Raw genomic sequence first — 25,295 nt, forward strand, 5'->3', positions numbered from 1 at the left:
TGTCCCTTCACGCCCCGAGCTCGGGCGCGCGTTCCGATCCGATGTCCGGGCGCACCCGCGCCCCGTCGATGAGGAGGGCGGAAGAGCCCGCTGCCCGCCGCCCTCTCGATGCACCGCGCCGCGCGCGCGCCGTCGGGCGTCGGCCCCGCGGGCGCCTCCTCGACGCCGCCTCGGGGCCGCGCGCCGCGCCGGCTCAGCGCCCGGTCTTCTCTGTCAGGACGGCGATCGTCTTCGCCCCGCCCATGCGCGCGGCGTCCATGGCCTCCACCGCGACCGCGTAGGCGGCCTCGTCCTCTGCGTCGAAGTACAGCACGTCGTCCGAGCGCGCCGCGAAGATGCGGGCGAGCCGCTCCTTCAGCTCGCCGCGCTGCACCTCGGCCTGGTTGATGCGGATGACGCCGCGCTCATCCACCGTGAGCACCACGGGCCTCGTGGCGTCGTCGGGGGGCGGCGAGAGCTTCGCTGTGTCGTCCTTCTTCGGCAGGTTCAGCCAGAGCTGCTTCGCGAGCAGCGGCGTGACGACCATGAAGATGATGAGGAGCACGAGCACCACGTCGACGAGCGGCGTCACGTTCATGCTCGGCGCGACGCCGCCCTTCCTGGCGCCGCCCTGCGGAACGCTCATCCCCACGGGGCTATCCCTCCTCCGGCGCCGGGGAGGCCCCGCCGCCCCGCTGGCTCACCTGCAGCGAGATGCCGGCGAAGCCGACCTCCTGGCACAGCGCGAAGGTCTCCCGCACGCGGCCGTACTTCGCGGAGGAGTCGCCCTTGATGACCACCCGGCGCTCCGGCTCCGCGGCGCGGATGGCCCGCAGCCGCTCGCCGAGCGACGGGAGATCGGCGACGGCCTCCTTCTCCAGGAACACGGTGCCGGCGCCGGTGATCGTCACGTAGATGGGATCGAGCTTCGATTTCGACTTCGGATCCGGCTGAAAGACCGCCGGGAGCTCGACCCGCTCGCCGTGCTCCATCTGGGGGGCGATGACCATGAAGATGATGAGGAGCACGAGCACCACGTCGACGAGCGGCGTGACGTTGATCTCCGGCTCAGGCTGCTGCCGACTCGAACGCTTGCTCTCCACTCGAACGCCCATGCTCGTTCTCCATCTCGTCGATGAGCTCACCCGCGCTGCGCTCGAGCGCGAGCTCCACCGCGGCGATGCGGGTGGTGAGGTAGTTGAAGCAAAGCACCGCCGGGATGGCGACCCCGAGCCCGAGGGCGGTGACGATGAGCGCCTCGGCGATGCCGGCGCTCACGGCGCCGAGGCCGCCCGAGCCGGTCGACGCGATGGTCTGGAAGGCGGTGATGATGCCGATGACCGTGCCGAGCAGCCCGACGAAGGGGGCCACCGAGCCGACCGTGGCGAGCACCGACAGGCCGCGGCGCAGATCGGCCGAGATCGCCTCGCGGCGCCGGGACACCTCGCGGCGCGCGAGCTCCACCGGGGGCACGCCGCCCTCGCCGGCGTCGAGGGCGCGCTGGAACCGGCGCACCGCCGCCGCGACGATCCGGGCGAGCGCCGATCGCTCGTACTGGCCGGCGATCTGCACGAGCCGCGCGGTGTCCCACGCCTCCATCACCGGCCGCGCCTCGGTCGCGAAGCGCCGGGTCTCGGACGCCTGACGGGCGAGGGCGATGAGCCGCTCGACCACGACGGCGACGCTCGCCAGCGCCATGAGCACGAGGGCGAACGCGACGAGCTTGCTCAGGAGGCCCATGCTCGCCCAGATGTGCCCGAGATCGAACTGCATCATGACTCTACTCCTTCGTTCCTCTCGCGAGAGGCCGCCTCCGCGGCCGTGCGCTGGAAATCACCGCTTCGCCTTGAAGCGGAATGGAATCGTCCTCCAGACGGACACCGGCTTCCCCTCGGAGATCGCCGGCTTGTAGCGACACGTCTTCATCGCCGCGAGGACCGCGTCGTTGAAGAGGGGGTGGCCACGGACGATGGAGATATTCGTGACCTCGCCCGTCTCGGTGACCACGAACCGGACGGCCACGGTCGCTTCCACCCCCGCGCTCAGCGCAGCTTCAGGCGGGACCGGCGGCGGACAGGAGAGCGCGACCGGCGGCGTCGCGTTCTCGGGCAGGTGAATCGGCCCCCTCGGCGGCGGCGGTGGCGGCGGAGGCGGTGGCGGCGGAGGCGGCGCTGCCGTCACGGCGGCCGTCCCCGTGCCGCCGGGGACCCCGCCGGGCACGCCGCCCGGCGCGCCGCCCGGCTCTCCGTAGGTGTCTTCGTCGCTCGCCTTCGCCTCGCTCGGGTCGGCCTCGGGCGGCGCCTCCTTCGGCACCGCGGTCGGCGCGACCAGCGCCGAGCGCCTGGGCGCCGCGGGACGAGGCGCCGGGGCCTCCGCCGCCGGTGGTGGGGGCGCCGGCGCCGGCGCGGGAGGCGGCGCCTCGGGGACCCGGGTGGCGAGCTTGACGTCGACGACCTCCTCCTCGGGCGGAGGAGGTTGAATCGCGCCGCTCAGGCGGGCGGCGAGGAGCGCAATGCCCGCGAAGAGCAGGAGCCCTGCCGCATACCCGATCGCGAGCCGCTTCGCTCGGTCGGGATCGACCTCCCCCGCATTCCACGTCTCCAGGTGCATCGAGGCTCCAGGCGCCAGCTGGTGAAAAAGCCAGAGCTCCACCTGAGCTCAGGCAAGCGCAACCGGCTTCAATGGGTTGGTCCACGCTGTGAACCAACACGCACACGGTACGCACTTTTCGTTACGCCAGAATGACGTGGTGGCAACGATTGCCGGGTATTTCCCGATATCGCGATCAGGCGCTGCGGCTCTCGGGCACGTCGGGCGAGGAAGCGAATCGATAGCCGATGCCGCGGACGGTCTGGATGTAATCGCCGGCGCGGCGCAGCTTGTCGCGCAGCCGCTTGACGTGGGTGTCCACGGTCCTCGTCGTGATGCTCACGTCGATGCCCCAGACGCCGTCGAGCAGCGCGGTGCGCGTCTGCACGCGCTCGCGCGCCTCGTACAGCGCGACGAGGAGCTTGAACTCGAGGAGCGTCAGCTCGACCTCCTCGCGATCGACCCACACGCGATGAGCGCCCTCGTCGATCCGGAGGCACCCGAACTCGATGCTCCGCTCCCCGTCCCCGGAGGACTTCGCGCGGCGGAGCACGGCCTGCACGCGCAGCATGAGCTCTCGCACGCTGAACGGCTTGACGACGTAATCGACGGCGCCGAGCTCGAAGCCGACGATGCGGTCGACCTCGTCCCCGCGCGCCGAGACGATCATCACGGGGATCTGCTGGGTGCCCTCGCTCTGCTGGAGAGCGCGGCACACCTCGGTGCCCGAGATGTCGGGCAACATGAGATCGAGCAAGACGAGATCCGGCCGCTGGTCCAAGGCCAGCCGGACCCCCTCACCGCCCTGTCCCGAGAGGAGCACCTCATGCCCGGCTTGCCTGAGGTTGTAATCGAGCACCTTCTGGAGCGCCGGCTCGTCCTCGATGACCAAAATCCGCGCCATGCTGAAGAGCGCGTGTACCCGAGCGATGTGACGGGCAGATGACCGGATGGCAACAGCGCGGTGCGCCTCTTTCTCCGGAGAGAATGCGCCGCGGTTCGCCGTGAAGGGGCGAGCGGCCATGCGCGCGGCTACGTGGGCGCGCGGCTACGCGGACGCGCGGCGAAAGGTCGCACCGGCGGGGCGAGATGCGCTAGTCTCGCGGGGATGCTGCGGACTTTGCGACTCATCGCTGCCGACGTGCGCAAGAAGGCGACATGGTGCTACGGCGGCGATCCATGGCCGACGCTCCTGAAGACGCTGGCGACGGACGGCACGGCGGCGATGGTCCTCTACCGGTTCACGCAGGCCGCGCGGGCGCACCGGATGCCCGTGGTCGAGATGCTGTTGAACAAGGCGACCAACCTCGCCGGTGGCTGTGTCATCGGGCGCGGCGCGGACTTCGGGCCGGGGTTCGTGCTGATCCACTCGAACGGCGTCGTCATCAACGGCAACGTCCGCGGCGGCTCGAACGTGCTCATCGAGCACCAGGTGACGATCGGCGCCGATCGGCGGCAGACGCCGGTGCTCGGGAGCGATCTCTTCATCGGCGCCGGGGCGAAGATCGTCGGCGGCGTCACGGTGGGCGACGGCGCCCGGATCGGCGCCAACGCCGTGGTCGTGCACGACGTCGCGCCGAACACGACGGTCGTCGGCATCCCCGCGAAGCCCGTGCAGCGCCGCGAGGACCGAGCCGCCCAGGCCACCGCGCTTCCGAGCGCAGCCGACGAGCCGAACGGCCCCCAGAGCTGACCGCAAGCCGCCGCTCTCTAACGCGGAGCTCGAGCGAGGAGCTCTTGCCGGAGCTGGGCGATCTCGAGCCGGAGCGGGCCGATGAAGTCGGCGCTGAGCGTCCGGTTGCGGCCCTCCAGCGCGCGCGCCGTGTGCCACTTGCTGAGCGCGAGCCGCGCGCCGGCGCGGATGAAGCTCCGCCCGGTGGCCCCGCGCCAGCCGAGGGTGCACCGGAGCCGCCCGATCGGCGAGCAGACGAGCTCGAGCTCGTCCTGGGTGAGCATGCCGAGCGCGACCTCGTCGCGCAGATGATCCCGGATCACCCAGCCCTTGCGGATGACGAGCGCCACGATGATCCCGAAGAACGACGCGACGAAGCACAGCCAGAGCAGCAGCCACGGCATGAAGAGATCCCCCATCGCGCGACCCAGCGCGGTCGGGAGGAAGTTCCACACCGCGTGCAGCGCGACGCCGAGCAGGTAGCCGCCGATCGGGGCCGCGACGCGCACCCAGGTCTTCGACGACTCCCGGGCGAGGCCGAAGCCGATCCCGGTCATCGACGTGAACAGCGGGTGGAGCCAGGGCGTGAACACGCCGCGCAGGACGAAGGTGCCGGCGAGCACGTCGCTGCCCTGCATCGAGGCGCGCGCGTAGTACAGCACGTTCTCCACCGCGGCGAAGCCGAGCGCGCAGAACGTGGCGTAGATGATGCCGTCGACGATGCCGTCGAATTCGCGGCGCAGGAAGTAGAAGAAGCCGAACACGCCGAGCCCCTTGAAGAGCTCCTCCGCGAACGGGGCGCTGACCGACGCGCTGACGAGCTCGCCCATCGGCTCGCCGAAGCTGCTGGAGACGCCGACGTGGACGCCGGTGTTGATCAGGATCGAGAAGCCGGTCGCCGCGAGCGCGCCCCACAGGAACGCCATCAGCAGGCACCACCACGGCTCCGGATCGTACCGATCGATGACCATCGGGACGAAGAGGTAGAGGACGAGCGGCGGGAACGCGAAGAGCGCTCCGACGACCATGGCGCCGAGCATGCTCCCCCCGGACTCGATCACGCCGAAGAGCGTGAAGATCACGTTGAGGACCGCGCCCGCGATGATGCCGTTGGCCCAGAGCCACAGCCCGGCGATGCGCCGCCGCCGGTCCGGGTCGGGCCTTCGCGCCGCCCGCATGACCGCAGGGTAGCCAGCGTGGGGATGCGCGGGCGCAGGGTGCGCGGGGCCGTGTGGCGAGGGAACGCCGTGCTGCGGACCGGGGCCGTGCGCAGGCATCGGCGCACGGGCCGGGGGCCAGTAGCCCTGCGGCGCTTGCCCGTAGCCCTGCGGCGCCTGACCGTAGCCCTGCGGCGCCGACCCGTAGCCCTGCGGCGCCGACCCGTAGCCTTGCGGCGCCTGCCCATGCCCCTGCGGCGCCTGACCGTAGCCCTGCGGCGCCGACCCGTAGCCCTGCGGCGCTTGCCCATGCCCCTGCGGCGCCTGCCCATGCCCCTGCGGCGCCTGCCCATGCCCCTGCGGCGCCGACCCGTGCCCCTGCGGCGCCTGCCCATGCCCCTGCGGCGCCGACCCGTGCCCCTGCGGCCAGTGCGGCGGCTGCCCCGGGGAGTGCTGCCCCGCGCCCTGCGCCGGATACCCCGGGCGAACCTGCCCGCCGCCGGGCTGGGCGTGCTCGTTCGGGCGCTCCGCCGGCCGGGGTTGCTGCGGCAGGCCGCGGAAATCGGGACGGTGTCCGTGGGCGTTGTCCATGGCTCGAGCGCTCTCGCGAAATCCTCGTGACAGCGGGTGACCGCTCAGCCGAGACGGACCCCCACCGCACGCATGGAGCCGCCAGAAGCGGCGACGATCCGCGGCGGGCAACGGCAGTCTCGGAGCTGTCGTTCACACCCGCCGGATCGAAGCATCACACGATATTTCTACCACGCCGGGACGCGCCGGGCATACCTCCCTGCGGCGTCCGGCGCGGCGCGCTCGGCGAGCAGCGCGGGCGCCGTGACGCTCCGCTTCCACGAGCTGTCGACGGAGGTGACGCGGCGGCGGCAGCCGCCGCGCGCCAGGATGGCGTCAGGGGCGGACGATGCGCGTGCCGGGAGGGGGCGTGAAATTGAACTCGTTCTTGGCGACAGGCTGGTTGACGACCGGCGACGCGAAGTCGAACCGGTTCCGGTTGCCCTGCGCGTCGAGGATCAGCACGCGGCGCACCTGGTTGGTCTGCCCGTCCACGTAGAGGAGCATCTTCTGATAGGCCGGGGTCGCCTCCTTCGGCGTCCCCTCGAGGACATAGCCGCCCTCGAACTTCATCTGCGCCGGGTCGAGCAGGCGGAGCGAGAAATCCTTGGTGAGCTGGCCCTTGCCCATCAGGAACGCGAGCGCCGCCGGGTACTGGGAGCCCTTCACCGGCGTCTCGAACATCTGCTCGTTGTCCTTCTCGTAGACCTTGATCGTCTCGCCGTCGGAGACGACGCGGTTGCCGTTCGGCGCGTCGTAGATCCAGCTCATCTTGCCGGGCTTCTCGAAGGTCACCTTGCCGGTGGAGACCTTCTTCACGTCCTGGACCTTGATCGTGTAGGTCTGCGTGAAGCTCGCCTTGAAGGTCTTGGTGGAGTCGTAGAACTGCTGGACGCGCCTGCCGAGCTCTTCGGCGGTGGGGCCCGCGGCCTGAGACTCGCCGGCGGTCGCGAGCACGACCGTGACGGGCGCCGCCAGCCCGATGAGGCACGCGGCGGCCAGGCGGTAAAGTGAGGTTCGCGTCATCCTTCCCGATCTCCTTTGATGTCCAGAGGCGTGTCGCCTCCGCGCTTCGTGAGACAGGGGCACCGGTGATCACCGCCGGTCCCCCCGGCGACCGCCGCCCTCGCCGAAGCCGGGGCGCGCCGCAACTTTCCACTTTGGACGCGGCGCGGGCGCGTCCGATGCAGGCTCCATAGCACACGGTGTGCGCGCCCGGACCGCCCGGGTCGCGCCCAGCGGGGCCGCGTCGAGCCCAGCCGCCGCGCGCGGCCGGGCAGCGCTCAACCGAGCCGCGCCCGCCGCGGCCGGGCCCGGGACGGGGCGGGCGCGCCGGACGCCGCCAGCGCGGCCGCGAAGCCCGCGGCGCTGAGGTGGGTCATCGCGATCGCCAGCGCGTCGGCCGCGTCCGGCCGCGGGGGCGCGGCGAGCCGCAGGACCGCGGTCATCACCTGCGCCACCTGCGCCTTCTCGGCCGCGCCGCGGCCGACGATGGTCCGCTTCACCAGCGCCGGCGGGTACTCCGAGATCGGCACGCCGGCGCGCGCCAGCCGGAGCAGCACGACGCCGCGCGCGTGGCCGAGCTTCGCCGCGCTCTGCGCGTCCTTCGCGAAGAACAGGCTCTCCACCGCCGCCGCGTCGGGCGCGTGCGAGGCGATCACCTTCCCGAGCTCGTCGTCGATCTCCACCAGCCGACCGGCGAACGTCCCGCTCGTGTCGATGTCGATGACGCCGTGCGCGACGTGCTCGACGCGCGTGCCGTGCCGGACGAGCAGGCCCCAGCCGAGGTGGCGCGACCCGGGATCGATGCCGAGGACCCGCATCGGCTCAGCACGCCCCGTGCGACGGCGCCGCGACGCGGGTCGGGAAGCCCGGCGCGCGCTCGGCCCCGCCGTCGCGCTCGCCCCGCTCGGCGGCGGTGAGCGCGCGCCGCGGGAAGATCTTGTGCGGGTTGAGCAGGCCCTTCGGGTCGAACACCGCCTTGATCCTGCGCTCGATGGCGATGAGCTCCGGCGACTGCTCGAGCGCGAGGAACTCGGCCTTCGACGTCCCGATGCCGTGCTCGCCGCTCAGCGTGCCGCGCATGCCGATCACCGCGCGGAACAGGCGCGACAGCGCCGTCTCGACCTGGGGGACGAGCTCCGGATCGTTCCAGAGCAGGTTGACGTGGAGGTTGCCGTCGCCGGCGTGGCCGTACGTCAGCATGCGGACGCCGGTCGCCGCCGAGATCTCCGCGACCTCATCGAGCAGCGCCGGGATCTTGTCGCGCGGGACCACGACGTCCTCCGAGATCTTGTGGCGCGCCATGGCGCGCGTCGTGGGCGAGAGCTGGCGGCGCGCCTCCCAAAGCCGATCGCGCTGCGCCTTGTCCTGCGCGACGAGCACGTCGAGCGCCCCGGCGTCCATGCAGACCTGCCCCACCCGCTCGGTCTGGACCTCGCAGTCCGCGGGCTCGCCGTCGACCTCGATGATCAGCATCGCGCCCGCGCGCTCGTCGACCCCGACGCCGCGCGCCCGGACCGCGTCGAGCGTCGGGCGGTCGAGCAGCTCGAGGCAGCGCGGCACGACGCCGGCGGCGACGAGGGCGCTCACGGCGCGCCCGCTCGCGCGCACGTCCGGGAACAGGCAGAGCAGCGTCATGACCGACGGGGGCTTCGCGATGAGCCGGAGCGTCGCCTCCGTCGTGATCGCCAGCGTGCCCTCGCTGCCGACGAGCAGCGCGGTGACGTCGTAGCCCGTCACGCCCTTCACCGTGCGCCGGCCGGTGCGCAGGCGCGTGCCGTCGACGAGGATCGCCTCGAGCCCGAGCACGTACTCGCGCGTGACGCCGTACTTGAAGGCGCGCGGGCCGCCGGCGTTCTCGGCGATGTTGCCGCCGAGCGCGCACATCTTGAGCGAGTTCGGGTCGGGCGGGTAGAAGAGCCCCTCGGCCTCCACGGCCGCGTGCAGGTCGGCGAGGATGACGCCCGGCTCGACGACCGCGACCTGCTCCTCGCGGCTGATCTCCTTGATGGAGTTCATGCCGATCGTGGCGATGACGATGCCGCCCGCCACGGGCACCGCGCCGCCCGACTTGCCGCTGCCGGCGGCGCGCGGCACGACCGGCACCTCGGCCTCGCTCGCCGCCCGCACCGCCTTCTCGATGTCGGCCGGCGAGGAGGCGAGCACGACCGCGTCCGGGCTCACCGGCGGCTGATCCGACTCGTCCCCCGCGTAAGCGGCGCACCCCTCGGCCGACGTGATGACCTTGGAGGGGCCGAGCGCGCGCTCGAGGAGCCGGCGCGCCTTGTCGATGGCCGCCGCCGACGGGCGGGGGAACGTGGGGTGAAGTCGCATCTCGCCTATTTACCGCGGATCGCGCGGCGATGCTGCGGGATCCGCGCGGGCGGGCCCGGGGCTCGACCGGCCGAGAAAAAGGCGGACAGACGCGCTGCGGCGCGGTCAGGGCAGCGCGCCGCGATCAGAGCAGGTCGAGGAAGGCGAGCAGCGCCTCGATCGCCCCGGGATCCAGCGCGGTGAGGCCCTCGCCCGCGGGGGCGCCGTCGTGGAAGAAGGCGCCCGGCGCGGCGGCCGCGGCGCCGCTCGGCGCGTCGGCGCGGCCGCCCCCGTCGTGGAAGCGCGCCCGCTCGAGCACCTGCCGCAGGCTCTTCGCGGAGCCGTTCGTGAAGTACGGCCGCTTCTTGTAGAGCCGCCGCAGCGACGGCACCCGCGCGCCGTCCTCGTGCACATACGGCACGACGCCGGTCTTCTCGTACCCGGCGCGGCCCCACACGATCGCCCCCTCGGGCGCGAGCACGAGCTCCTCCCAGCGCTCGAACGGCACCGCGGAGCCGGGATCGTCGCTGCGGAGCACGGGCGCGTGGCAGCGCGCGCAGCGGTCCCGGAACACCCGGGCGCCGTCGCGCTCGAGCGGGGTGAAGCTCGCGCGGCCGAGGGCCGCGGGGTTCGCGCGGTGCGAGAACGCCATGAGGAAGCTCATGAGCGCGCGGCGGAGCGCCTCGGGGGGCAGCCCGGCGCGCGCGGCGTCGGCCAGCCCGAGCTCGGCGAGCCACGGGGCGTCGGCGGCGGAGAGGGAGAACCACGGGTCGTGGCCGCTCAGCGCGCCGGCGACGCGGAACTCGTTGTCCGCCATCGTGGTGAGATCCGGATCGAGGGCCCGGGAGAAGTGGGGGCGGTTGTTGAACAGGCCGAGCAGCGGCTTTGTCGTGGCGCGCACGTCGCCGCGGCCCGTGTGGTGCGTGCGGCCGTCGACGTAGCCCTCGAAGTGGCACGTCTCGCAGGTGAACCGGCTGAGCGGGCCGTCGGCCCTGTTCCACGGCGCCATCAGCGACGTGAAGAAGAGCGCCTCCCCGAGGCGGAGCTCCTCGGCGCGGGCGTCCTCGCCGCCGTCCGGGACCGGCCGCTTCGCGACCGCGGCGCCCTCGCCGCCCGCGTCGAGCAGCCACGCGTCGAGCAGGGGGTTCGCGTAGGCGAAGGCGCCGCCGCCGAGCGCGGCCATGGCGGCGACGCCGGGGGCGAGCGGGCGCGTGGACACCTCCGGCGCGGCCGAGAGGCCGGTGTCCGTGGCGCGGAAGACGAGCTCGGCCCGGCGGTCGCCGCCGTAGCCGGTCGCGACCACGCGCACGCCGGACGGGAGCGCCGAGAGCGCGATCGCCTTCGGGGTGAGGACGCCGTGCTCCGAGACGTTCACGGCCGAGAGCAGCGCCGCCTCGGACCGGGCGCCGGTGGCGACGCGGTAGAGGAAGACGAACGAGTCGATGTAGCCGAACGAGCCGCCGGTCCGGTCGAGCGGGCGATCCTCGACCCCGCCTGCGGCGAGCAGGAGCCCGCCTCCGGCGTCGTCCGTCTCGAGCGCGTCGAAGCTCCAGATGGGGCCGTCGTGGCGGATGCGCGCCGCGCCGCCCGGGAGCGGGCGGCCGTCCGCGCCGACCGGGAGCACGACGAGCGTGTGGTCGAGGAGGCAGTCGACGATGAGGTGGCGCGCGAGCCGGACGACGCGGAACGGGCCGGCGCCGATCGGCTCGTCCCAGCGCTCGACCTCGATGCGCCCGTCCGCGCGGAGAGGGCCGGGGCGCAGCGTGAGGAGCGCGCCGGCGCGCTCGTCGAGCGCGTAGAGGACCCCCTCGGGGCCGGCGGCGACGTCGCGGACGCCGTGGAGGCCCGCGAGCTCGATGCGCCCCGCGGGATCGAGCGAGGCGCCGCGCACGACGTAGCGGAAGAGCGCGGGCGACGCCTCGCCGCTCGCGAAGACCTCGCCGGAGGGCATGACCGCGACCCCCGTCGGCGAGGCCGGCGCGGGGGCGCGGGAGAGCTCGCGCAGCGACGCGTCGAGCAGGACGAGCGCGTCGCGGCCGCGGAGCGGCGAGAGCAGCGCGGGCGCGCCCGGCGCCGCGGGGCGGCCCAGCGGATCCACGGGGCGGAGCGCGCTCGGATCGGGCCCGAGCAGCCGGTCGGAGCTGGGCAGGCGGGAGAAGTCGGTCGCGGCGCGACGGGCCGCCTCGAAGCGCCGCAGCGGATCGAGCGGATCGGTGCCGCCGCCGGGGGCCGGCGGCGCGGGGCGGCCGTCGCAGGCCGCGGCGGCGAGGCCGAGCGAGAGCGCGAGCGCGCGCGCGGCCATGGGTCGGCGCCACGGGGCAGCGGGCCGAGCCCCCGCGCGGATCACCAGCCGCCGGTGCTCGCCGGCTTGGCGCTCTCGGCCGGCGCCGCCTTCGCGGGCTCGGCCGCCTTGGGCGCGGGGTTCGCCGCCTCGGTCGTGGTCGCGCCCTTCGGCGGTTCGGGCGTCGCCTGCTGGGGCTTGTCCTCGCAGCCGACGAGACACACGGCGCCGAGCGCCACAAGCACGGTCAAGACATTCTTCATGGGGAGCCTCCTGAATGAGCGGCGCAAGCGAAGCACATCCGGTGGGCGCTCGGTAGGGGGCGCTCCGCCGGCAGCGAGCGGACGCGGCACGACGGGCGCTGCGGCGATGGTGGATTGCCGTGAGGGTGGCGCAGCGGGCGCGCATGGGCGCGCGCCGGGAGACGCGCGCGAGGCGGGCGCGCGCCGGAGGCAGGGCACGACGCGAGGCGCCGGTCATCCGGCGCCCGCGCCGTGATCCGGCTCGCTCACGTCCCGGGGACGATCTTCACCAGGCTGTTGCGGTTCGCCACGAAATAGAGCTCGCCGGCGTTGTCCTCGACGATCGCGGTGAGCCCCTCGAAGGTCGGCAGCCCGCCCTGACGCGTGAACGCCGGAGCGTTGGGCGTGTTCGGATCGGGGTTCTTGAGGATGAGCGTGAGGGGCGACGTCTTGTCCCCGCACTGGACGAGCGCGCCCATGCGCCCTCCGGTGTAGTCGCCGAACAGGTACACGCCCTTGAGCTGAGGCACCTCGGTGCCCCGGTAGACGAAGCCGCCGATGACCGACTTGTAATCGCGGAACGGCCCCGTCGCGCTCGCCCTCCGGTCCATGTCGACGATGGGCCGCGTGTGCGTCGAGCCCTCGCGCAGGGTGCGCCCGCGGCAGGTATCCTCGTGGTCGCCCTCGAACTTCGCCCAGCCGAAGTTCAGCCCCGACACGCCCGCGGGGACGTAGTCGACCTCCTCGTACGAATCCTGGCCGACGTCGCCGATGAAGAGGTCGCCCGTCGCGCGATCGAAGCCGAAGCGATACGGATTGCGCAGGCCATAATGCCACGTCCGCGCGCCGTCGCCCGGGAAGGGATTGCCGGCCGCGGCGTACGGCTCGGGAGCGTTCGGGTCGAGGCGCAGGATCTTGCCGAACGGCGAGCTCGGATCCTGCGGTGCCCCCTGCTTGTCGTTGTTGCAGGACCCGCCTCCGTCGCCCGTGCCGACGTAGAGCATGCCGTCAGGCCCGAACACGACATGGCCGCCGTTGTGGTTCACCTGCGAGCTGTCGAGCCGCAGGATCGTCTTCGTGGGCGTCGGATCGGCCACGTAAGGATCGCCGGCGGAGCGCTTGAACTCGAGCACCGTATCGCGGTTCATGTTCGTGCCCGTGGTCGGCGTCATCATGATGTAGAATTTGCCGCTCGTCGCGTAGTCGGGCGGGAACGCGATGCTGATGAGCCCGCGCTCGTCGTCGAAGGCACCGCTCTGGAGCCGGATCTCGCTGCTCACGTCGAGGAAGACCCCCGGGCGCAGCGCGCCGCCCGAGAACACGCGGATCTGACCGGTCTGCTGCACGAGATACCAGTCGTTCGAGCCCTTCGGCTGCGCGGCATACGTCAGCTTGTCCACGCCGGTGACGACGGGAGCGAGCGCCAGCTTCCCGACATCGGGAGCCGCGCTGGCGTCGCACGTCGGCGGCTCGTCGCCGCCCGAGCCGCCCGTTCCCGTGGTGGTGGCCCCGCTCGCCGATGTGCCGCCTCCGGCGCCACCGGAGCCGCTCGACGTCCCCGTCGCCGTTCCGGCCCCCGTCCCGCTCCCAGCCCCTGTTCCCGTCGTCCCGGTGGAGCCCTGGCTCCCCCCCGGGCCGGAGGTCGCGCCGCTGGAGCCCGTCTCCCCGTCATCGCTGCATGCGCCGGTGCCCAGCGCGAGACACGCGCTGCCACCCAGCGTCAAAGCCATCCATAAAGCCAAGGTCGTACGCTGTTTTTTCATGGGGCGCATTCTACATGAGGGGCGCCGTGGCGCACTCATGATCTACTGCCCGGGCGAAAGAGCGTGGCCTGAAATGCGTGGCCTGTAGTCCCAGCGGTCATCGCCCGCAGGACCGGAGACCGCCGATAAGCCCGCTCGGCGGGTCGCCGCCGGCGATGATGAGACGGAGGGTCGTACCGATCGATCGGTATCGAACGACATGGCGCCGCACATGGAGTCAATCCGCCGTTCAGGCGGAACTCGCCTGGCAGGCCGCGGCACTCCGGCGGCGCGATAGCCATCTCTCCAAGGCAGACATTTGAAGCAGAGCGGTACGCGTGAATCCGTTTCTGGTCGAAACCAGGGCTATATTCCCGCCCACCGCCCGTCTGATCACCGCATGCACGGATCCCGCCGGCGAGGGCCGCCGCCCGGGCTCACCGGCCGTCGTGGGCCACTACGGCTCTCCGTCGTCGGAGCTCGGCATGGAGACAGACAATTACGAATCTGCCACCTTTGCTCGTGCCGCGCGCCGCTCAGAACGATCCCGAGATCCACGCGCTGCCAGGGCCCAGGCCGACGCGCGCGCGAACGGGAGCGCCGCCCGTGCGCCCGCGCCCGCCCCCGGACGCCGTCGCGGCGTCGGGCGCAGAGGGCGCGGTGATCCAGAGGACCGCCCCGCCGGCCGCGAGCACCGCCCCCGCGATGAACACCACCGTCCCGATGTTGCCCATCCTGACCGCATCGTCGCGGAGATCGAGCCCCGTCCGATCGATGCAGCGGCCCTCCTCGTCGCAGTGGCCGCCCTCGATGGACTCGTCGAAGGTCGACTTGGCCACGAAGCCGAGCGCCGTGCCGACGCCGAGCCCGACCACGCCGAGCCCGACCCCCACCATGCCGATCGGCTCGCGGATGCTCCCGCCCTGCGGCGGAGGCGGCGTGTCCGCCGGCGGACGGGCCGGCGGCGGCGCGGCGGTCGCGCCCGGCGCGGCGCTCGAGCGCGCGGCGGGCTCCGGCTCCGGCGCGCGCTCGAGCGCGGGCACGGTGACGCTCACCACGCCCGGTTTGTCGATCACGATCTTCGTCTCCCACGGCGTGCGCCCGGGCGCCACGGCCGCGACCCGATGCTCGCCAGGGTCGAGCGGCACCGCCGTCCCCCAGAGCGCCTGCCCCACGGCGACGCCGTCCCGCGTGAGCGAGAGCCCGGAGATCGCCGCCTCCTTCGGCACCACGATCTGCAGGCGCGAGAGGCGCGGCTCGAGCGCGGCGGCCCGGCCCCGCGCCACCCGCTCGCGCTCCGTCTGCCCGGCCGACAGCGCCGCGGCCGCGACGTCGCGGAAGCCGATCCACGCCGTCGCGATCCGGCCGATGCGCTCGTAGCAATCGGAGAGGTTGAACAGGGTACCGATGCCCGGGTCGATCTGGTGGCTGTCGGCGAATTTCGGGCAGGCCTCGGCGTGCTTGCCCGCCGCCATCAGCGCGCGCCCCTCGTCGAACAGCGCGACCGCGGCGGCGCGCTCCTCCCGGGTGGGCTCCGCGGCGCGCACGGCCGGCGTGAGCGCAGAGAGCGCCGACAGGAGCGCGAGCGCTCGGAGGCGCGCGCCCCCGGTCCGCGGCGCGCTGGAGGCCGCCGCACCGCAGCCGGCCTCGGGACAGGTGCTCGGGGGACGACGATGGCAGAGCAATACGGGACCTCTCCTGGGCGCACGCGATGTCATCGCGGATCGGAAAACAGATCATCCGGCCGGGACGGCGTGGGCCGCGGCGGCGGCGAAGGCCGCCCGGGCGGCCGCGCCGCCTTCGCCGATGCGCTCGGCTTCGGCGCAGCGGACCCGCTCGCCGCCGGCCGCGCCGTCCCGATGGCGCTGACGGTCACGGTCGCGCTCGCCCCCGGCTGCAGCGCGGCGCCGCCGTCGGGGAGCTCGGCGAGCCTGCCGGCCGCGGGCTCCGTCGCGGGCTCCGCCGTATCGCGCGGCGACGATGCCTCCGGCGCCGACGAGGACGTCGGCGCGGCGTCCGGCGCGGGCGAGCGGAGCGCGAACAACCATGCGAGCCCCGCGCCGCCCAGGAGCGCCGCGGCGATGGCCGCCGCGATGCCGAGGGTGCGCGCCCCGGCGCGGCCGCCGCCCGGCGAGGCGCGCGTACCCCCCCAGGAGCGATCCGTGGCCGCGCCGTCCGTCAGGAGCGCCGTGGGCGCGCCCCACGCCGAGCCGGCCGGCACGCCCCGGCCGCCGGAGCTGCCGCCGGGCTGCGGCGGCGCGCTGGCGGGCCCGGGCGCGGTGGAGAGCGGGCGCCGCCCGAGCTCGCGGCCCCCCGCGGCGCCCCCCTCCCCGATCGCGTCGAGGCGGACCCGCAGCACGCGCGCGGCTCGCTCGGCGAGGTGCTGCGCGTGCGGCGGCGCGAACGGGGCCAGCTCGGCGGCGAGCTCGGCGATGTTGCCGAACCGATCGGCGGGGTTGCGCTGGAGGCAGCGCTGCACCGCGCGCTCGAGGCGCTCGGGCACGTCGGCACGCTGCCCGTGGAGCCGCGGCGGCCCCTCCAGGATGCGATCGTAGATCTGCATCACGGAGTCGCCCCCGAAGGGCATGGCGCCCGTGAGCAGCTGGTAGAGGATCGCGCCCATCGACCAGACGTCGGCGCGCGCGTCGACGCTCTTCGAGGAGACCATCTGCTCGGGCGCCATGTAGAGCGGCGAGCCCAGCATCGCCGAGCTCTCGGTCATGTCGCGCGCCTTGGGCGCGGCGGGCTCCGCGGCGAGCGCCATCTTGGAGATGCCGAAGTCGATGACCTTGATGAGCGGGCTGCCGTCGGCCCGCCGGCTGAGGAACAGGTTGCCCGGCTTCAGGTCCCGATGGATGATGCCGAGCGCGTGCGCCTCCGCGAGCGCCTCGCACGCCTGCAGCAGGTAGTCGCACGCGAGCTCGACCGAGAGCGGGCCGCGATCGCGCAGGAGGGCCTTGAGGTCGGTCCCCTCGAGGTACTCCATCACGAGGTAGGGCTCGCCCTGCGCGAGCGTGCCGACGTCGAACACGCGCGTCACGTGCTCGCTCCGGATGCGCGCCGCGGCCTGCCCCTCGCGCAGGAAGCGGGCCACGAGATCGGCGCGCTCGCGGGCCTGGGGCAGCAGGAACTTGATGGCCACCCGCTCGCCGAGCAGGCGATGGCGGGCGGCCACCACCACGCCCATCCCGCCCTCGCCGAGGACGCGCTCGACCTCGTATTTGTCCGCGAGGACGTCCCCCACATTGACCGGTGCGACCATGCACGCCCTCGCTCTGGCTCTTCGCTAGTATCAAAACGCCGAGTGCGCGACAACGCGGGCCTTCCTGGAAAGGGAAGCCGCCGCGCCCTCGTCGCCGCGCCGGCAGCGGCTCGCCCCCGCGCGCGGCGCCCGCGCTCGAGACGGCGCGTCCGCGCGGCGGAACCGGCCGTTCGGGTTCGCCACGCGCGCTCGCTGCCTGTATATGCATGCCGCAGTTTCACCATGACGAACGAGCCGACCGATCCCTTCGTCCTCGCGCGCGAGCTCCTCGAGCAGCGGCAAACCACCGAACCGACCGACGCGACGGCCATGACGCTGGCCACGGCGGACGCGTCCGGGCGCCCGTCGGCGCGGATGGTGCTGCTGAAGGGCATCGACGATCGCGGGTTCGTGTTCTTCACCAACTACGAGAGCCGCAAGTCGATGGAGATCACGGCGAACCCGTTCGCCGCGCTGTGTATCCACTGGGCCAAGGCGGCCGAGCAGGTCCGCGTCGAGGGCCGCATCGAGCGGATCAGCGACGCGGAGTCGGACGCCTACTTCGAGACCCGCCCGCGGGGCAGCCAGATCGGCGCCTGGGCGTCTCGGCAGAGCGCGCCGCTGCCCTCGCGCGACGCGCTCATCGATCGGGTGCGCGAGATCGAGGCCCGCTTCGAGGGAGGGCCGGTGCCCCGGCCGCCGTTCTGGGGCGGCTACCGCCTGGTGCCGGAGCGGATCGAGTTCTGGCGCGGCCAGGAGAGCCGCCTGCACGACCGCGTGCTCTACCTCCGCGACGGCGACGGCTGGCGCGTCGAGCGCCTCTACCCCTGAGCGCAGCGCGCCGAGCGCCCCGCCCCCGGCGCCGCGGCGTCGCGCTACGTCCCGGCGCCGCGGAGGCGGCTCGCCTTACGCTCCCGGAGCCGCTCGATGATCGCGACGAGCTTCGGGTCGTCGCGGCGCCGCACGTCGAGCCGCATCCCCTTCAGCGCGTTGCACCGGCCGCACGCGAGCGCCAGGTTGTCGAGCGCGTCCGTCCCGCCGTGCGTGCGCGGGACGATGTGCTCGATCGTCGCGCGCTGGATCGGCTCGCCGTCGAGGCCGACGACGACGTGCGACAGGCAATGGATGCACTTGCCCACCCACGCCGCCTGGCCGCGGATCTCCGTGCGCTCGAAGGTGGCGTCGGTCGCCACGATGTCGAGGATCAACCGTCGCCGCGCGGCCTTCACGGCGCTCGAGCGTAGCCCCGCGGCTCGGGGCCCGCACGCGGTTCGCGCCGGGCCGGCAGGTGGGCTATGGAGCCGCGGAGCCGGCGCGCGCCCGCGAGGGCGGGCGGCGCGGCCGTGTGGCCGCGTGGCCGCGCGATCGTTGATGGCGCGCTCCGTCACGCCCGGTGACGCGCGCGCGGGAGGAGCCATGAAGTCGAAGACCGAATATTTCTACTTCGAGACGAAGGCCAAGCGCGAGCTCATCAACGTCACCGACCGCGTCGCGGCCGTCGTCGCCGCGAGCGGCATCCTGGAGGGCATGGTCCTCGTGAGCGCCATGCACATCACCGCCGGCGTGTTCGTGAACGACCACGAGCCCGGCCTCTGGGAGGACATCTGGACCTGGCTCCAGCAGCTCGCGCCCGAGGGGCCCGACTACAAACACCACAGGACCGGCGAGGACAACGGCGACGCCCACCTCAAATCGATCCTCGTGCACCACCAGGTGATCGTGCCGATCACCGCGGGCAAGCTCGATCTCGGGCCGTGGCAGCAGATCTTCTACGCGGAGTTCGACGGCAAGCGGCGCAAGCGCGTCGTCGTCAAGGCGATGGGGGAGTGACGCCGCCTTCGGCCTGGCTCCCGGCGCGCGCTGCGTCGGGCCGGCCGGCGCCGTACTCCCTCGCCCCGCGCTGCATGAGCGAGGCGATCGCGCCGAGCGCGTCAGACCACGACTGCTTGTGCGCCGGGGTCCAGTCCGTGCCCGCGACCTCGGACATGGCGGTGATCAGCGCGTCGGCGACCCAGGGGTACATCTCGTCCGTGACGCCGTAGTCGACGTGCTTGGCCCCCATCGCCATGAGCTTCTCCTCGAGCCAGGACGCGTCCTCCAGCCGGTCCATGACCGCGACGAGCGCCTCCGCGAGCATCTTCTCCTGGTGCTCCCGGCTGTTGCGCCCGAAGAGCGGCCGCACCTGCGGGTAGCGCGAGAACAGGATCCCGTAGAAACGGTGCGTGAGGTTGGGCTCCCTCTGGAGCACGAGCTCGAAGCTCTCCCGCAGCAAGCCAACGTTCAGTCCCATGACATTCCTCCCAGCCGGGCGCTGCGCCGCGCGCGCGCCGTCTTCGATCATCACGCCGCGATCAGCTCGCGTGAGCTCGCGTCAGCCCGCTTCACCGCGTCAGCTCACGTGAAGCTCACGGGATTCACCGCCTGATCGCCCGTCGGCTCGCAGTCCTCGCACGGGCCGTGCCAGAGGCGCCTCGCCGGCCAGTCGCGTCGATCCCGCCGGATTTCCGCGGGATCGACGCGCCGGGCGACCTGCGGCGGTCTCCTCTGGGAAACCCGGTCCGCGGCCGCGCGCGGCCGCGCGGTCATCGATCGCCCGCCCGATCGCGCGCCGCCCCGGCTGCGCGCTTGCGCCGGCCGACCCTGCGGTGTTTCCTGCGGTGGTTACGCTGTCTCCTGCGGTGGTTTCCGGCAGGAAACCGCCGCAGGCCCCGTCTCCCCGAGGAACCCGCGTGCCCCTGCTCGACGCCGTGCTCAGCCTGTCCGAAGCGCCCGCCCGCGACGAGGCGCTGCAGCGGATCCTGCGCGAGCTCGCGCGCGTGACGGCGGCGGACGCGCTCTCGGTGCTCACGGCCGCAGACGACGGCGCCGTCACCGTGGCCGCGCAGATCGGGCTCTCGCCGGCGGCCCGGGGGCTCTGCTTCCGGCCGGCGGAGCACCCGCGGCTCCGCAGGGCGACGCTCGCGGCGGGGCCGATCCGGTTCCTCGATCCGAGCGAGCCCGACCCGTACAGCGGCTGGCTGCTCGGCAACGCCGGGGCGATCCACCCGATCCACGCCTGCATGGCCGTGCCGCTCCGCGTGCAGGACCGGCTCGCCGGGCTGCTCACGCTCGACGCCTGCGACCCCCACGGCCTCCGCGACCTGCGCGACGAGGACGCGCGGGTGTTCGCCGGGCTCTGCGCCGCGGCGCTGCGGCTCGACGCCGGACCTTCGCCTGCCCCGGAGACGCGCCGCCTGCTCGCCCCCGCCCCCGGCGCCCCGGCGGTGCCCGGCCGCTCGGCCGGGATGCAGCGGATCGAGCGCGAGATCGCGGTGCTCGCCCCGCTCTCGGTGCCGGTGCTCGTCACGGGCGAGACGGGCGTGGGGAAGGAGCTCGTCGCCCGCGCGCTGCACGAGCGATCGCCGCGGGCGAGCCGGCCGCTCGTGGTCGTCAACTGCGCCGCCATCCCGGCGCAGCTCGTCGAGTCGGAGCTCTTCGGCCACAAGAAGGGCGCCTTCACCGGCGCGACGGCGGCGCGCGCCGGCCGGTTCGAGGCGGCGCGCGGCGGGACGGTCTTCCTCGACGAGGTCGGCGAGCTCCCGCTGGCGGCGCAGGCGCAGCTGCTCCGCGTGCTGCAGGAGGGGGAGATCCAGCCGGTCGGCGACGACCGGGCGCACCGCGTCGAGGCGCGGGTCGTGGCGGCGACGAACCGCGATCTCCGGCGGGAGGTCGAGGAGGGGCGCTTCCGCGCCGACCTGTTCCACCGGCTCTGGGTCTACCCCATCTGCGTGCCCCCCCTGCGCGAGCGCCGCGAGGACATCCCGGCGCTCTGCGAGCGCTTCGCCGCGGGGCTCGCGGCCGAGCTCGGCGCGAGGAGGGTAGACTTCACCGACGCGGCGCTGCACGCGCTCGCGCAGCGCGCCTGGCCGGGGAACGTCCGCGAGCTGAAGCACGCGGTCGAGCGCGCGGTGCTGCGCCGGATGGTCGCGGGCGAAGGCGCGGCCGGCAGGTCGCTCGTCCTCCGCCTCGAGGACCTCGATCCCGGGGCGGACGCGCGCTCCTCTGCGCCCCAGGCGGAGGCCATTGGGCCGCCGCAGCCGCTCCCGGATCCGTCGCCGCCGCGGCGCGTGGAGACGCTGGCCGAGACGCTGGAGCGGGCGCGCCGCGAGGCGTTCGCGCGCGCGTTCCAGGCGGCCAGCGGCAACGCCGCGGTGGCCGGCCGGCTGCTCGGGCTGAGCCGCTCGTTCGCCTACAAGGAAGCGGTGCGGCTCGGGCTCCTCCCCGGGCCCGCGCCGCGGCGGCGCTGAGGGGACGAGCCGATGGCTCGGTCGATCCGCCGGGCGACGACGCGCGGCTGTCGTCGCCGGTCACGCCGAGCGGGCGCGCCGGGCGCCCATCGACGGATTACCCGGCCTGGCCACCCGGGGCCCGCCCAGCGTGGGCGACGCGGCGCGCGGAGCTACCGCCTCGGATCGGCGGCCCCGATCCCCTCCAGCGGCACCCGCGCGAGCGCGGTGTAGCGCGCGCCCTTCGGGGTCATCTCGCTCTGGTAGACGATGATCTCCTCGACGCGCGTCTCGCCGAAGTCGACGTTGCCGACGGCCTGAGCGCACGCGTCGAGCGCCGGATCGCCGCGCGGATCGCGCGAGCGGGCGAGCGTGAGGTGCGGCTCGAACGGCCGGTCCTCCGGCACGTAGCCCGTCGAGAGCGAGAGCGTCTGCTCGAGATCGCGGTGGATCGCGGTGAGCGCGCCGACCGCGCCGCCCACGCCGAGCCAGAGCACGCGCGGGCGGCGCCGCGTGCCGAACGCGCCGCCCTTCTCGATGCGCAGCGTGAGCGGCCTGTGGAAGGCGGCCACGCTCCCGGCCGCCGCGATGACGAGCGGCAGGCGCTCCTCTCCGATCTCGCCCATGAAGGCGAGCGTGATATGCAGCCCGGCAGGCTCCACCCACTTGGCGGACGGAGCCCGGGGCGAGATCTCCCTGAGGAGCTCTCCGACCTTGGCGAGGAGCTCGGCTCCCGGATCAACGGCGACGAAGACGCGCACAGCTCACCTACGCTCGATTACCACCCACAGACTTCACCCTTGTTCTGCTCCTTGAGCCACCTCCGGAGCGGCTCGAAGTACTCCAGCATCGCGCTCGGATCGGCCTCGGTCTCCCCCGTCATCGCCTTCATCGCCTCCTGCCACGGCCGGCTCGCGCCGAGCGACAGCATGGCGCGCAGCTTCTCGCCCGCGGCCGCGCTGCCGTGGATCGAGCACGTATGGAGCGGCCCCGTGTGCCCGGCCGCCTTGCAGAGCGCGCGGTGGAACTGGAACTGGTAGATGTGCGCGAGGAAATACCGCGTGTACGGGACGTTCGCCGGCACGTGGTACTTCGCCCCCGGGTCGAAGTCGGCCTCGCTGCGCGGCACGGGCGGCGCGACGCCCTGGTACTTGAGCCGGAGCGCCCACCACGCCTTGTTGTAGTCGGCCGGCTTCGTCCTGCCCGAAAAGACGTCCCACCGCCACTGGTCGATGAGCTTGCCGAACGGCAGGAACGCGATCTTGTCGAGCGCCTTCTTGAAGAGGAAATTGATGAGGCCCTTGTCGTCCTCGGGCACCCGGTCGATGAGCCCCAGCGTCTTCAGGTAGCTCGGCGTCACGGAGAGCGCGATCGTATCCCCGATCCCCTCGTGGAAGCCCTCGTTGGCGCCCGACTGGAACAGGATCGGGAGCTTGTAATACTGGTGGAAGTAATAGATGTGCCCGAGCTCGTGGTGGATCGTGATGAGATCCTCCTCGGTCGGCTCGACGCACATCTTGATGCGGAGATCGTCCCGGTCGCCCACGTCCCACGCGCTCGCGTGGCAGACGACCTCGTGATCGACGGGCTTCTTGAGGAGCGATCGCTCCCAGAACGTCGCCGGCAGCGGGTCGAGCCCGAGCGAGGTGAAGAACCGCTCGCCGAGCGAGACCATCTGCTTCTCGTCGAGCTTCTTCGCCTTGATCTTGCGCGTCACGTCGAGCGACGGCTGGCCCTTGTACGGCTCCATGAGCGCATAGACGTTCGACCACTCCTGCGCCCACATGTTGCCGAGCAGGTGCGCCGGGATCGGGGCCTTGTCGCCGATCCTGTCCTTGCCGTGGATCGCGCGCAGCCTCGCGCGCACGTAGCAGTGCAGCTCGTCGTAGAGCGGCTTCAGCTTGCCCCAGAGCCGCTCGGTGTCGGCCTCGAACGCCTCGGGGGGCATGTCGTACCCGGCCCGCCAGAGCGCGCCGACGTCCGGGAAGCCGATCTCGGCGGCCCCCTTGTTGCCGAGGGCGACGTAGCGCTCGAACATCGGCCGGAGCGGCGGGGCGATCGCGTGCCAGCCCGCCCACGCGTCGAGCAGCTCGTCCCATTTGCGGCTCGTCTTCAGGATGTTCGAGAGCTCGTCGAGGGCGAGGCATTTCGGCGCCGGCGCGCCCGCCGGCGCGGCCCCCGCCGCCGCGGCCCCCGCAGCCGCAGCCCCCGCCGGCGCGGCCCCCGCAGCCGCGGCGCGCCCCGGCTTGCCCTTCGGGCAGTACTTGCCCTTGCCGTAAAGGCTCGTCATCTCGACCGAGAGCGCGGCCAGCTCCGCGCGCTCGGCCGGGTCGCTCGGCGCCGGCAGGGCGGTCGAGATCTTGAGGAGCGTCAGCTGCCGGGCGAGATCCGCGGGCAGCGCGAGGCCGTCGAAGCGCCTCGCCGCCTTCATCGTCCGGTTGAGGTACTCCATGCTCGCCTCCTCGGCGGAGGCGGAGAGCGCGTCGGTGTCGTCCGTGATGAAGGTCTGGTTGATCCACCCCGCGCGCGCTGCCTGGAGCCGCAGCCGGCGCAGGTCCCGGTCGACGCCGGCCAGGAAGGCCTGCGCCTCGGCCACGCTGGGCGGCGCCTCCGGCGGGAGGGCGGCCTGGGGCCGGGGGGCCTCGGGCGCCGCCGCGGGCGCCTCCCCGCCGGGGGCCGCCGGCGCGGACGCCGGCGACGCGGCGCCGCTGCACCCCGACCCGAGCCCGAGCGCGACGAGCATCAGGGGGCGCAGGATCGCCGTCCGGGCAAGGGCGTAGCGGACCACGCGCCCTTCATACACGCCGGACCGTGCCGAGGGAACCAGGAGCGACGTGCGATCGTCGTGGCTCGGCCCCGCGGCTCGGCCCCCGCGACCAGGACGAACCGCGCTCGCCGTGACGGCTGCCAAGCGGCCGTGAAGTGCCGTTACAATGCGGACCCACCATGAGGAATGCTCTCGCGCCCAGGCCCCCGCTCCCGGCAATCCTCGGCCTCGCCGCCCCCGCCGCCCCGCCCGCCCGCGGACCGAGCGCGGAACCGAGGGGCGGCGGCCCGGCGCAGCGCCCCGCCGCGCCGATCCGCGACGAGGCGAGGGGCGCGGGGCGCCGCGACCTCCCGGGCCGGCGCGGGCGGATGCCCCACCGCGCGGCGCAGGTCACGACCGTGTGCGCACCGGGCGGCGGCCATGAGTGAGCTCGAGAATTTCTCGTTCGTCCTGCCCGGCGAGCTCGCCGGCATGGCGTACCCCCACGCGCCGCGCGCGGTCGAGGAGCTCGTGGAGCTCGGCTTCCGCAGCATGGTGTCGCTCTCGCGGCGGGCGCCTTCGCCGCACGCGCTCGGCTCGCTCGTCCACCTGCACTGCCCGCTCGCGGACTTCACGCGCATCCCGGGCGTCGACCTCCTGCGCGCCGTGGCGTTCCTCGAACGGGCGCCGCGGCCCGCCGTCGTGCACGGCGAGGGCGGCATCGGGCGCACCGGCGTGGTGCTCGCCTGCCGCCTCGTGTCGCTGGGCCGGTCGCCGACCGAGGCCATCCACGAGGTGCGGCGCGCGCGGCCCGGCTCGATCGACGACCCCGAGCTCGAGGCGTCCGTCGAGGAGTTCGAGCTCTTCTACCGGAGCGGGCGCGAGCAGTCGACGTCGGCCCCCTTCAACTTCGCGCCCGCGTCGCCGCTCGACCGGATCGTGCACGGCGCGGAGCGCCCCGGCTTCGGGATGGCGCTCTGGTCGGCCTCCGGGATCCGCTCGTCCGTGGTCGCGCCGACGGACGCCGCGCAGCAGCCCGATCCGAGCGACGCCCCCGTCGAGGCGTGGCTCGGCTTCATGGCGCGGCACGGCATGCGCGAGGTGCTCTGCCTGCTCGACGAGGGGGAGCTGGCGCTCCATCGGGTCCCGCTCCTCGGCCGCTACCAGCGCGAGTTCCTCCGGGTGACGCACGTGCCGCTCGAGGGCGGGGCGATCCCCTCGCCCGACGCCCTGGAGCAGGCGCTCGCCGCGCTGCGGCGCGCGGAGGCCGGCGGCGCGCCCATCGTTGTGCACTGCGCGTCCGGCGCGGGCCGCGCGGGCGTCGTGCTGGCGGCGTGGCTGCGCGCCCGGCACGGCCTCGCCCCGGACGCGGCGATCGGGGTGATCCGGGATCACGCGCGGCACTTCGGCGCGCGCCGCGAGCCGCTGAAGGCAGGGCCGGCGGTGCGGGACCTGCTCGCGAGCGTGCCGGCGCGCGGCTGAGCGCGCGGCGACCG

The 25,295-nt window shown here is 73.7% G+C and carries 23 protein-coding genes; 5 read left to right on the forward strand and 18 right to left on the reverse strand.

What is annotated here, in order from left to right; translation table 11 throughout:
- Window positions 1-193 precede the first annotated feature (193 nt).
- The 5 genes from NQZ70_RS32225 to NQZ70_RS32245 all read right to left on the reverse strand — a co-directional run bounded on the left by NQZ70_RS32225 (window position 194) and on the right by NQZ70_RS32245 (window position 3,472).
- Complete coding sequence (locus NQZ70_RS32225; protein ID WP_408022402.1) at window positions 194-631, reverse strand: ExbD/TolR family protein; 438 nt, start codon at window positions 629-631, stop codon at window positions 194-196.
- 4 nt (window positions 632-635) lie between these two features.
- On the reverse strand, window positions 636-1,082 hold the full coding sequence (locus NQZ70_RS32230) for a biopolymer transporter ExbD (protein ID WP_237244240.1): 447 nt from the start codon (window positions 1,080-1,082) through the stop codon (window positions 636-638).
- Window positions 1,048-1,755, reverse strand: a complete 708-nt coding sequence (locus NQZ70_RS32235; protein ID WP_129577651.1) for a MotA/TolQ/ExbB proton channel family protein — start codon at window positions 1,753-1,755, stop codon at window positions 1,048-1,050. The genes NQZ70_RS32230 and NQZ70_RS32235 overlap by 35 nt, the downstream gene beginning before the upstream one ends.
- Window positions 1,756-1,812: 57 nt before the next feature.
- Window positions 1,813-2,589, reverse strand: coding sequence for an energy transducer TonB (locus NQZ70_RS32240; protein ID WP_129577652.1), 777 nt, complete (start codon window positions 2,587-2,589; stop codon window positions 1,813-1,815).
- Window positions 2,590-2,764: 175 nt separating this feature from the next.
- Complete coding sequence (locus NQZ70_RS32245; protein WP_129577653.1) at window positions 2,765-3,472, reverse strand: response regulator; 708 nt, start codon at window positions 3,470-3,472, stop codon at window positions 2,765-2,767.
- Window positions 3,473-3,688: 216 nt separating this feature from the next.
- On the opposite strand from NQZ70_RS32245, the gene NQZ70_RS32250 reads away from it, so the two are divergent.
- Entirely contained in the window at window positions 3,689-4,261 is a 573-nt protein-coding gene (locus NQZ70_RS32250; protein ID WP_237244241.1) for a serine O-acetyltransferase, read from the forward strand.
- A gap of 17 nt (window positions 4,262-4,278) precedes the next feature.
- Here the strand turns inward: NQZ70_RS32250 and NQZ70_RS32255 are convergent, their stop codons facing one another.
- The 9 genes from NQZ70_RS32255 to NQZ70_RS32295 all read right to left on the reverse strand — a co-directional run bounded on the left by NQZ70_RS32255 (window position 4,279) and on the right by NQZ70_RS32295 (window position 16,809).
- Window positions 4,279-5,988, reverse strand: a complete 1,710-nt coding sequence (locus tag NQZ70_RS32255) for a PrsW family intramembrane metalloprotease (RefSeq protein WP_237244242.1) — start codon at window positions 5,986-5,988, stop codon at window positions 4,279-4,281.
- Window positions 5,989-6,303: 315 nt separating this feature from the next.
- Window positions 6,304-6,993: an outer membrane lipoprotein carrier protein LolA gene (locus tag NQZ70_RS32260; RefSeq protein WP_129577655.1), complete on the reverse strand. Its 690-nt coding sequence runs from the start codon at window positions 6,991-6,993 to the stop codon at window positions 6,304-6,306.
- A gap of 257 nt (window positions 6,994-7,250) precedes the next feature.
- The gene (gene ruvC / locus NQZ70_RS32265; RefSeq protein WP_129577656.1) at window positions 7,251-7,790 is read right to left on the reverse strand and encodes a crossover junction endodeoxyribonuclease RuvC; all 540 of its coding nucleotides are present in this window, start codon (window positions 7,788-7,790) and stop codon (window positions 7,251-7,253) included.
- Window positions 7,791-7,794: 4 nt separating this feature from the next.
- A complete protein-coding gene (locus tag NQZ70_RS32270) occupies window positions 7,795-9,303 on the reverse strand; it encodes an FAD-binding oxidoreductase (RefSeq protein WP_129577657.1) in 1,509 nt (502 codons plus the stop codon).
- Window positions 9,304-9,427: 124 nt separating this feature from the next.
- Entirely contained in the window at window positions 9,428-11,584 is a 2,157-nt protein-coding gene (locus tag NQZ70_RS32275) for a hypothetical protein (RefSeq protein ID WP_129577658.1), read from the reverse strand.
- Between the two features lie 41 nt (window positions 11,585-11,625).
- Window positions 11,626-11,826 carry a hypothetical protein gene (locus NQZ70_RS32280; protein WP_129577659.1) on the reverse strand — a complete coding sequence of 67 codons (201 nt, stop codon included), beginning with the start codon at window positions 11,824-11,826 and terminating at the stop codon, window positions 11,626-11,628.
- A 245-nt stretch (window positions 11,827-12,071) separates the two neighbouring features.
- Window positions 12,072-13,535 (reverse strand): sorbosone dehydrogenase family protein, encoded by a 1,464-nt coding sequence (locus tag NQZ70_RS32285; protein WP_237244243.1) that lies wholly within the window; start codon window positions 13,533-13,535, stop codon window positions 12,072-12,074.
- 548 nt (window positions 13,536-14,083) lie between these two features.
- The gene (locus NQZ70_RS32290; protein WP_129577660.1) at window positions 14,084-15,232 is read right to left on the reverse strand and encodes a hypothetical protein; all 1,149 of its coding nucleotides are present in this window, start codon (window positions 15,230-15,232) and stop codon (window positions 14,084-14,086) included.
- Window positions 15,233-15,261: 29 nt separating this feature from the next.
- A complete protein-coding gene (locus tag NQZ70_RS32295) occupies window positions 15,262-16,809 on the reverse strand; it encodes a serine/threonine-protein kinase (RefSeq protein ID WP_129577661.1) in 1,548 nt (515 codons plus the stop codon).
- 222 nt (window positions 16,810-17,031) lie between these two features.
- Here NQZ70_RS32295 and pdxH point away from each other — a divergent pair, with 222 nt between their 5' ends.
- Complete coding sequence (pdxH, locus tag NQZ70_RS32300) at window positions 17,032-17,619, forward strand: pyridoxamine 5'-phosphate oxidase (protein ID WP_129577662.1); 588 nt, start codon at window positions 17,032-17,034, stop codon at window positions 17,617-17,619.
- Window positions 17,620-17,663: 44 nt separating this feature from the next.
- Here pdxH and NQZ70_RS32305 read toward each other — a convergent pair whose 3' ends face one another.
- Complete coding sequence (locus NQZ70_RS32305) at window positions 17,664-18,017, reverse strand: HNH endonuclease (RefSeq protein ID WP_129577663.1); 354 nt, start codon at window positions 18,015-18,017, stop codon at window positions 17,664-17,666.
- A 187-nt stretch (window positions 18,018-18,204) separates the two neighbouring features.
- Here NQZ70_RS32305 and NQZ70_RS32310 point away from each other — a divergent pair, with 187 nt between their 5' ends.
- The gene (locus tag NQZ70_RS32310) at window positions 18,205-18,618 is read left to right on the forward strand and encodes a secondary thiamine-phosphate synthase enzyme YjbQ (protein WP_129577664.1); all 414 of its coding nucleotides are present in this window, start codon (window positions 18,205-18,207) and stop codon (window positions 18,616-18,618) included.
- On the opposite strand, the gene NQZ70_RS32315 is transcribed toward NQZ70_RS32310, so the two are convergent.
- Window positions 18,599-19,078: a globin domain-containing protein gene (locus tag NQZ70_RS32315; RefSeq protein WP_207217543.1), complete on the reverse strand. Its 480-nt coding sequence runs from the start codon at window positions 19,076-19,078 to the stop codon at window positions 18,599-18,601. The two genes, NQZ70_RS32310 and NQZ70_RS32315, sit on opposite strands and share 20 nt — an antisense overlap.
- Window positions 19,079-19,517: 439 nt before the next feature.
- On the opposite strand from NQZ70_RS32315, the gene norR reads away from it, so the two are divergent.
- On the forward strand, window positions 19,518-21,074 hold the full coding sequence (gene norR, locus NQZ70_RS32320) for a nitric oxide reductase transcriptional regulator NorR (RefSeq protein ID WP_129577665.1): 1,557 nt from the start codon (window positions 19,518-19,520) through the stop codon (window positions 21,072-21,074).
- 152 nt (window positions 21,075-21,226) lie between these two features.
- Here norR and thpR read toward each other — a convergent pair whose 3' ends face one another.
- Window positions 21,227-21,814, reverse strand: a complete 588-nt coding sequence (gene thpR / locus NQZ70_RS32325; RefSeq protein WP_129577666.1) for an RNA 2',3'-cyclic phosphodiesterase — start codon at window positions 21,812-21,814, stop codon at window positions 21,227-21,229.
- 17 nt (window positions 21,815-21,831) lie between these two features.
- Window positions 21,832-23,796, reverse strand: a complete 1,965-nt coding sequence (locus NQZ70_RS32330; RefSeq protein WP_272829147.1) for a M2 family metallopeptidase — start codon at window positions 23,794-23,796, stop codon at window positions 21,832-21,834.
- 444 nt (window positions 23,797-24,240) lie between these two features.
- On the opposite strand from NQZ70_RS32330, the gene NQZ70_RS32335 reads away from it, so the two are divergent.
- The gene (locus NQZ70_RS32335; RefSeq protein WP_129577667.1) at window positions 24,241-25,281 is read left to right on the forward strand and encodes a dual specificity protein phosphatase family protein; all 1,041 of its coding nucleotides are present in this window, start codon (window positions 24,241-24,243) and stop codon (window positions 25,279-25,281) included.
- The last annotated feature ends 14 nt before the right edge of the window (window positions 25,282-25,295 follow it).

This window comes from Sorangium sp. So ce836, assembly GCF_028553905.1.
GTDB classification, from domain to species: Bacteria; Myxococcota_A; Polyangia; order Polyangiales; family Polyangiaceae; genus Sorangium; species Sorangium cellulosum_D.

Bases quoted from the DNA above. Each gene is read 5' to 3' on its own strand.
- NQZ70_RS32285 (WP_237244243.1), bottom strand. From the start codon at position 13,535: ATGGCTTTGACGCTGGGTGGCAGCGCGTGTCTCGCGCTGGGCACCGGC.
- NQZ70_RS32245 (WP_129577653.1), bottom strand. From the start codon at position 3,472: ATGGCGCGGATTTTGGTCATCGAGGACGAGCCGGCGCTCCAGAAGGTG.
- NQZ70_RS32330 (WP_272829147.1), bottom strand. From the start codon at position 23,796: ATGCTCGTCGCGCTCGGGCTCGGGTCGGGGTGCAGCGGCGCCGCGTCG.
- NQZ70_RS32315 (WP_207217543.1), bottom strand. From the start codon at position 19,078: ATGGGACTGAACGTTGGCTTGCTGCGGGAGAGCTTCGAGCTCGTGCTC.
- NQZ70_RS32235 (WP_129577651.1), bottom strand. From the start codon at position 1,755: ATGATGCAGTTCGATCTCGGGCACATCTGGGCGAGCATGGGCCTCCTG.
- NQZ70_RS32240 (WP_129577652.1), bottom strand. From the start codon at position 2,589: ATGCACCTGGAGACGTGGAATGCGGGGGAGGTCGATCCCGACCGAGCG.
- NQZ70_RS32280 (WP_129577659.1), bottom strand. From the start codon at position 11,826: ATGAAGAATGTCTTGACCGTGCTTGTGGCGCTCGGCGCCGTGTGTCTC.
- NQZ70_RS32270 (WP_129577657.1), bottom strand. From the start codon at position 9,303: ATGCGACTTCACCCCACGTTCCCCCGCCCGTCGGCGGCGGCCATCGAC.
- NQZ70_RS32335 (WP_129577667.1), top strand. From the start codon at position 24,241: ATGAGTGAGCTCGAGAATTTCTCGTTCGTCCTGCCCGGCGAGCTCGCC.
- NQZ70_RS32275 (WP_129577658.1), bottom strand. From the start codon at position 11,584: ATGGCCGCGCGCGCGCTCGCGCTCTCGCTCGGCCTCGCCGCCGCGGCC.
- ruvC (WP_129577656.1), bottom strand. From the start codon at position 7,790: ATGCGGGTCCTCGGCATCGATCCCGGGTCGCGCCACCTCGGCTGGGGC.
- NQZ70_RS32295 (WP_129577661.1), bottom strand. From the start codon at position 16,809: ATGGTCGCACCGGTCAATGTGGGGGACGTCCTCGCGGACAAATACGAG.
- NQZ70_RS32255 (WP_237244242.1), bottom strand. From the start codon at position 5,988: ATGGACAACGCCCACGGACACCGTCCCGATTTCCGCGGCCTGCCGCAG.
- NQZ70_RS32260 (WP_129577655.1), bottom strand. From the start codon at position 6,993: ATGACGCGAACCTCACTTTACCGCCTGGCCGCCGCGTGCCTCATCGGG.
- pdxH (WP_129577662.1), top strand. From the start codon at position 17,032: ATGACGAACGAGCCGACCGATCCCTTCGTCCTCGCGCGCGAGCTCCTC.
- NQZ70_RS32310 (WP_129577664.1), top strand. From the start codon at position 18,205: ATGAAGTCGAAGACCGAATATTTCTACTTCGAGACGAAGGCCAAGCGC.